Annotated in this window: 6 protein-coding genes; 3 read left to right on the top strand and 3 right to left on the bottom strand. The window is 72.3% G+C overall.

The genetic code is table 11. The annotated features are described in order from the left end of the window. Positions 1-159: 159 nt before the first annotated feature. Together JK363_RS07035 and JK363_RS07030 are read right to left on the bottom strand one after the other, a co-directional pair. Positions 160-432, bottom strand: a complete 273-nt coding sequence (locus JK363_RS07035; protein WP_201872624.1) for a transcriptional regulator — start codon at positions 430-432, stop codon at positions 160-162. 56 nt (positions 433-488) lie between these two features. Beyond that, complete coding sequence (locus JK363_RS07030) at positions 489-1,022, bottom strand: hypothetical protein (RefSeq protein ID WP_201872513.1); 534 nt, start codon at positions 1,020-1,022, stop codon at positions 489-491. A gap of 236 nt (positions 1,023-1,258) precedes the next feature. Here JK363_RS07030 and JK363_RS07025 point away from each other — a divergent pair, with 236 nt between their 5' ends. Genes JK363_RS07025 through JK363_RS07015 form a run of 3 tightly spaced genes read left to right on the top strand, consistent with a single transcriptional unit; the run spans position 1,259 to position 5,380 of the window. Further along, positions 1,259-3,460: an MMPL family transporter gene (locus JK363_RS07025; RefSeq protein ID WP_201872511.1), complete on the top strand. Its 2,202-nt coding sequence runs from the start codon at positions 1,259-1,261 to the stop codon at positions 3,458-3,460. A 5-nt stretch (positions 3,461-3,465) separates the two neighbouring features. Beyond that, the gene (locus JK363_RS07020) at positions 3,466-4,731 is read left to right on the top strand and encodes a sensor histidine kinase (RefSeq protein WP_201872509.1); all 1,266 of its coding nucleotides are present in this window, start codon (positions 3,466-3,468) and stop codon (positions 4,729-4,731) included. 1 nt (position 4,732) lies between these two features. Beyond that, positions 4,733-5,380, top strand: a complete 648-nt coding sequence (locus JK363_RS07015) for a response regulator (protein WP_201872507.1) — start codon at positions 4,733-4,735, stop codon at positions 5,378-5,380. Positions 5,381-5,390: 10 nt separating this feature from the next. On the opposite strand, the gene JK363_RS07010 is transcribed toward JK363_RS07015, so the two are convergent. Beyond that, on the bottom strand, positions 5,391-6,509 hold the full coding sequence (locus JK363_RS07010; RefSeq protein ID WP_201872504.1) for a PP2C family protein-serine/threonine phosphatase: 1,119 nt from the start codon (positions 6,507-6,509) through the stop codon (positions 5,391-5,393). Between the last annotated feature and the right edge of the window lie 24 nt (positions 6,510-6,533).

Genomic DNA, 6,533 nt, shown 5'->3' with positions numbered 1-6,533 from the left:
CCTGTCCGGTGGGTCTTTGAGGATGAGCCCGCGGCGTCTGGTGCCGTGGATCGCAAGGCGGAGGATCGCCCTCGTACTGGGCGTACTCGGGCGACTCCGACAACGCAGCGAGGTGCGGTGCCAGGCGTCGCGGGCCCGATAAGACCTGCCGGACAGGGCCTAACCCTGCTCGGCCGCGTCCGCACCCGCCGTGCGCGCCGCGTCCGCGATCGCCTGCAAGGCGGCGAGATGGCGGGTGAGGGCGGTGCGGCCGGCCGGGGTGAGGGACAGCCAGGTGCGCGGACGGCGGCCCACGGCCCCCTTGCGGATCCGGAGGTATCCGGCCTCGTCGAGGGCGGTCGCGATCCGGCTGACGCTTGCGTCGGACACCTGGCAGTAGTCGCGTACGGCGGCGAACTCGGCCTCCGCGCAGCCCGCGAGGAAGGCCATCATCGTCAGCCGGGTGGGGTGGTGGATGACCTCGTCGAGCGCGGGCGGGGTGGAGCCGGTCACTCGGTCCGCCCCGCCTCCGCCGGACCGGCCCCGGCCGGATCCGGTGCCGACAGCCGCGCCTCGGCCTCCGCGATCAGCCGGTTCTTACGGGTCTCGCGCCACCAGAGCGCGGCGCCGCCGAGCGCACCTCCGGTGATCGCGCCGGCGGCCCAGCCGACGGCGAGGTACACCACCCAGCCCAGCCCGTAGGCGGCCAGCGGCGTGCCCTCCCGCACGGTGCGCTGGCGGGTGGTGCCCGGCGGCGGCCAGGCGATGACCTTCATCCGGCGGACGCGCAGCACACACATGGCGGGGAAGACGGCCAGCGCCACGATCCCCACGGCGCCAAGGACCGTCCGCCAGACCGCGCCGTCCGAGGCGTACGTCCAGGGGCCGGCCGTAAGGGTGAGGCCGACCGCGTGGGTGAGGGCGGCCGTGGGCGCCCACCACGCGGGCGTGGGCTCCGGCGTACTGGCGCGCAGCCGGGCCCGCTCCGCTGCCCGGAGGGCCTGTGCGGCGGCGGCCGGGGCGGCGTACTGACTGTGGGACATGGGTGTCTCCGATCGTTCCCCTGCGAGGGAAGAGCCCCTGCGGGCTGCTTCCATCTTGCCATCTACTTTTGCGATACAAAAGTAGTTTCGAGGCAGAGCCATCCGGACCCGCCCTCCGGACAACCCGAGGGCGGTCCTCCGGACAACCCGAGGACCGTGATCCACCGACCGGTGGACCACGGATTCAACCGGCCGGGCCTGTCGGCGGTGTGCGCCCACTGAGCAGGATCGATGGCATGAGACAACTCCCTGTGCGGGCCGCCCGGTTGAGTGCCCGGCACCCCTGGCGGATGCTCACCGGCTGGCTGCTGTTCGTTGCGCTGTGCCTCGGTGTGGGCAGTGCCCTCGGTACGAACAAGGCCACCACCGAGGACTACCGGGTCGGCGAGGCGGGCCGGGCCGAGGCAATGGCCGCCGAGGGGCATCTGCAACGCAAGCCCGTGGAACACGTTCTGATCACCGCCCGGTCCGGGGCACTGGACCGCGCCGCGGCCGACGCCGCCGCCCGCGAGGTCACCGACCGGATGCGGAAGCTGCCCGAGGTGGCGGGCGTGGCCGCGCCGGTCCGTTCGGCGGACGGCACGGCGCTCCGGGTCGACATCACCATGAAGGGCGAGGAGCTCGACAGCCAGGAGCATGTCGACGCCCTGCTGGCCCGGACCGCGGCGGTGCAGCGGGACCATCCGGGGCTACGGGTCGAGGAGACCGGCAGCCCCTCCATCGGCAAGGGTGTCGACGATCAGCGCGACAGCGATCTCGCCCTGTCCGAGGCGATCACCGTGCCCCTCACCCTCCTCACCCTGCTGGTCGTCTTCGGCTCGGTGGTGATGGCGGGCGTACCGCTGCTGCTCGCGCTGTCCTCGATCGCCGCGTCCGTGGGCCTGTCCATGGTGGTCTCGCACCTCTCCCCGGACGCCGGGGTGGGCACCAATGTGATCCTGCTGATCGGGATGGCGGTCGGCGTGGACTACACGCTCTTCTTCCTCAAACGGGAACGGGAGGAGCGGGCCCGCTCCGGCGGCCGTCTGGACACCCCGGCGCTGATCGAGCTGGCCGCGGCCACCTCGGGGCGGGCCATCGTGGTCTCCGGGCTCGCGGTCGCCGCCTCCACCGCCACCCTCTGGCTGGCCTCGGACGTGATCTTCTCCTCGCTGGCCACCAGCACCGTCCTGGTGGTCCTGGTCGCGGTGGGCAGTTCGCTGACCGCCCTGCCCGCCCTGCTGATGCTGATCGGCAGGCGGGCCGAGCGCCGGGCGGCCCGGAAGGCGGCCCGGGGCGGGCAGTCCCGCGAGCGCCGGACGTCCCGTACCGGCGACGGCCGGATGTGGCGGGCGCTGATGCAGCCCGCGACCCGGCACCCGCGCCGTACGCTGTGCCTCTCGGTGCTGGTCATGCTCGGTCTGGCGCTGCCCGCGCTCGATCTCCACCTCGGGGTGATGGACCGGGACACCCACTCCCGCGACGTCCCCGCGATGCGGGCGTACGACCGGCTCAATGACACGTTCCCGGAGCTCCGCGTCACCCACCAGGTCGTGGTACGCGCCGATCCGGCCCGCGCCGACGACGTCCGCCGGGCCCTGACCGACCTCGGCCGACGCGCCGACGCCGACCCGCTGTTCGACGGCAGCGGGACCCCGCATACCTCGGCGGACCGGCGGATCAGCGTGCTGGAGCTGCCCGTCCCGTACTCCGGGGGTTCACAGCAGGCGCAGGACTCGCTGGCCCACCTCAGGGAGGACTATCTGCCCTCCACCGTCGGGGCGGTGGCCGGGACCGAGGCCGCGGTGACCGGGGATGTACCGCGCGCCGTCGACTACCTCGATCACCAGAACCGCAAACTCCCGCTGGTCATCGGCTGTCTGCTGCTGCTCACCTTCGGGATGACGGTGTGGGCGTTCCGCTCGGTGGTCCTCGGACTGCTCGGGGTGGCGCTCAATCTGCTGTCCGCGGCGGCCGCGTTCGGCCTGCTGGTCCTGGTCTTCCAGGGGGACTGGGCCGAGGGGCTGCTCGGCTTCACCTCGACCGGGACGATCGGGTCCAGGGTGCCGCTGTTCCTGTTCGTGATCCTCTTCGGGCTCTCGATGGACTACCAGGTGTTCGTCGTCAGCCGGATCCGGGAGGCGGCGCTGCGCGGGGCGGACATCCGCACCGCCGTACTGGAGGGACTGCGCAGTTCGGCGAGTGTGGTGACCAGTGCGGCCATGGTGATGGTGACGGTGTTCGCCAGCTTTGTCCTTCTGCATCTGATCGAGATGAAGCAGATCGGCTTCATCCTGGCCACGGCCGTGCTGCTGGACGCCTTCATCATCCGGATCATGATCCTTCCATCGGCCATGATGCTGCTCGGCCGGGCGAGTTGGTGGCCCTCGCGGCTGTCCCGGAAGGCCCCGGAGCCCGCCCCGCAGTCCGTCCCGCCCGGTTACGCGGAGATAGATTGACGCGCATGCTCCCCTGGTCACGAGGTACCGGCCGGCCGGATCCGGCGGAGGGCACCCCCGGGCGGGCCGGTGCGGCCGGTACCGGCAGTACAGCCCTGGGGCTGCCCACCGGTCCGTTCTGGCTGAGGACCCTGCACCGCTGGAACACCGTCGGCTGGCTGCTGTTCGGGGCGGTGGCCCTGATCAGTGCGGTGACGGGGGACCCGGGCCGCCGTCGGCTGTGGTGGCTGGCGCTGGTGCTCCTCCTCGCGCTCTGCTACGCGCTGCTGATGCGGTTCCCCGGCAACCGGATCCTGCGGCCGCACACCTATCTGTGGCTGCTCACCCTGGGATTGGGCGCGCTGTCGTATCTGCGGGGCGGCTATGTGGCGCTGTTCATCGTGGCGGTGCCGCACTACTGGATGTTCGGCAGGACGCCCCGGGTGTCGATCGCCCTCAGCGGACTCACCTCCGCCCTGACCGTCGCCGGGAGTTCACTCCGGGAGGGCTGGGACACCCGCTTCTTCGGCGAGACCGTCGTCTCCACCGCCGTGGTCTTCACGGCCAGTTGTCTGATCGGGCTGTGGATACGCTCGGTGGTCTCGCAGAGCGACGAACGGGCCCGGCTGCTCGCCGCGTTGGAGCGCACCCAGGCCCAACTGGCGGCGGCTCACCAGCGGCAGGGCGCGGCGGACGAACGCGAACGGCTCGCCCGGGAGATCCATGACACCCTCGCGCAGGGCTTCGCCTCCATCGTCGTGCTCGCCGAGGCGGCGCGGGCCGGACTGGAGACCGGCGATCCGGTGCGCAGCGGCCGCCAGTTGCGCTCGATCGAGAACACCGCGCGGGAGAATCTGGCCGAGGCCCGGGAACTGGTGGCCTCGGGGCAGGGCAGCACCGTGGCCGCGGGCTCGGCCGCCCGCACCCTGCGCCGCACCCTCGACCGGTTCGCCGAGGACACCGGTCTGGAGGTGACCGCCGAACTGGCTGACGTGGTCTGTGACCAGCCCACCCGGATCGCGCTGCTGCGCTGCACCCAGGAGTCGCTGGCCAATGTCCGCAAGCACGCGGAGGCGTCCGCCGTGGGCGTGGTGCTCAGCGAGTACGACCACCGGGTCGAGCTGGAGATCACCGACGACGGGCGGGGGTTCGTCGTCGCCGAGGCCGGGGGGTTCGGGCTGAACGGTATGCGCAAACGGCTCGCCGAACTCGGCGGCGACCTCCTGGTCACCAGTTCCGTCGGCGACGGCACCCGCCTGCTCGCCGTGATCCCGCTCAGCGACGAGGTGTGAAGTGACAGCGGACAGACTCACGGTCGTCGTCGCGGACGACCACGCGGTGATGCGCGCCGGGGTGATCGCGCTGCTGACGCCCGACGCGGGGATCGACATCGTGGGCGAGGCGAGCGACGGCGCCCACGCCATCGAACTCGTCGAACGCCACCGGCCGCATGTGGCCCTGCTCGATCTGCGGATGCCGGTCCTGGACGGGGTGGCCGCCACCACCGAGATCGTCGCCCGCCGGCTGGGCACCCGGGTCCTCATCCTGACCATGTACGACACGGACGCCGACATCGAGCGCGGGGTCGAGGCCGGTGCCATCGGCTACCTCCTGAAGGACACCACCCGGGAACAGCTGGTGGACGCCATCCACGCGGCGTCCCGCGGTGAGACGGTGCTCGCGCCGCGCGTCGCGGAGAAGCTGGTGGCCCGGATGCGGCGCCCGGTGCAGGCCGCGCTGACCACGCGCGAACTGGACGTGCTGGGGGCCGTCGCCGACGGTCTGTCCAACGCGGACATCGGCCTGCGGCTCTGCATCGCGGAGGCCACCGTCAAGACCCATCTGCTGCGCATCTTCGCCAAGCTGGACGTCGACGACCGCACCCGCGCCGTGGTCATCGCCCTGGAGCGGGGGCTGCTCCCCCGCTCCGGACCGCGCTGACGCGGGGAGTTCAGCTCAGCGGCGCCTCGGCCGGGGCGGGCACACCGCTGGTGACCGGCTTGCGGAGCAGCAGCAGCGCGGCGTCGTCGTGGAGCCGTCCGCCCACATGGTCCAGCAGATCGTCGTGGAGGGCCGCGAGGGTGCGGGACGGCTCGTCGCAGATGTGCCGCGGCACCCGCTCCATCAGGGGGAAGTACTCCCGGCCGCGGTCCCGCGCCTCGATGACCCCGTCGGTGTAGAGGAGCATCTGGTCCCCGTCGTCGAACGGCACCATCTGGAGGCTGGGCAGCTCACCGCCCAGGGACGCCAGGCCCAGCGGCGGGGCCGGGCGGGTCGGCTCGACGGCCACCACACCGGAGCGGTTGACCAGCAGCGGCGGGGCATGGCCGCAGTTGACGACCTCCATCCGGCCGGACCGGGGGTATCCGGCGACCACGGCGGTGACGAAGTCGTCGGGTGCGAGATTGCGGGCCAGGCTGCGTTCGATCCGGCCGACGACATCCAGCAGATCCGGCTCGTCGTAAGCGGCCTCGCGGAACACACCGAGCACCAGGGCGGCGGTGGACACCGCGGGCAGTCCCTTGCCCCGCACATCGCCGACGATCAGCCGTACCCCGTACGGGGTGGGCACCAGCGCGTAGAGATCGCCGCCGACCCGGGCCTCCGCCGCGGCGGCGCTGTAGCGGACCGCCACCTGGAACTGGCCGACGCGTGCGGGCACCGGCCTGAGCAGGGCGTTCTGCGCGGCCTCGGCCACCGAGCGGACGGCCGCCAGCACCCGTTCCCGGCGCCGCCGCAACAGACTGGCCAGACAGCTCGCCAGGGTCACGGCGGCCACCGCGGCCAGCATGATCGCCCGGCCGCGTACCGCGGTATCGCTCTGGGCGCTCAGGAAGCCGCCGATGGCCACGGCCAGCAGACCGATCCGCAGGACCCCCCACGGTCCGCAGATCGCGGCGGCCAGCGCCGGGCCGACGGCGAGCAGCGGCAGCCAGCTCATCCCCCCCGATCCGGTGAAGACGTCCAGCAGGGCAACACCGCAAATGATCAGTACGGGCACCGCGGCAGCGAGTTGTGCGGGGGCATGGGGCCGGTCCGGGTCGCTCAGGAGGTATCGGGCCTGGATCATGTCCTGTTTCGCTGCTCTCTTTCC

Origin of the sequence: Streptomyces coffeae (genome assembly GCF_016741875.1) — a bacterium.
GTDB classification, from domain to species: Bacteria; Actinomycetota; Actinomycetes; order Streptomycetales; family Streptomycetaceae; genus Streptomyces; species Streptomyces coffeae.
The sequence above is the reverse complement of the archived record's forward strand: the minus strand, read 5'-3'. Positions and strand labels throughout refer to the sequence as shown.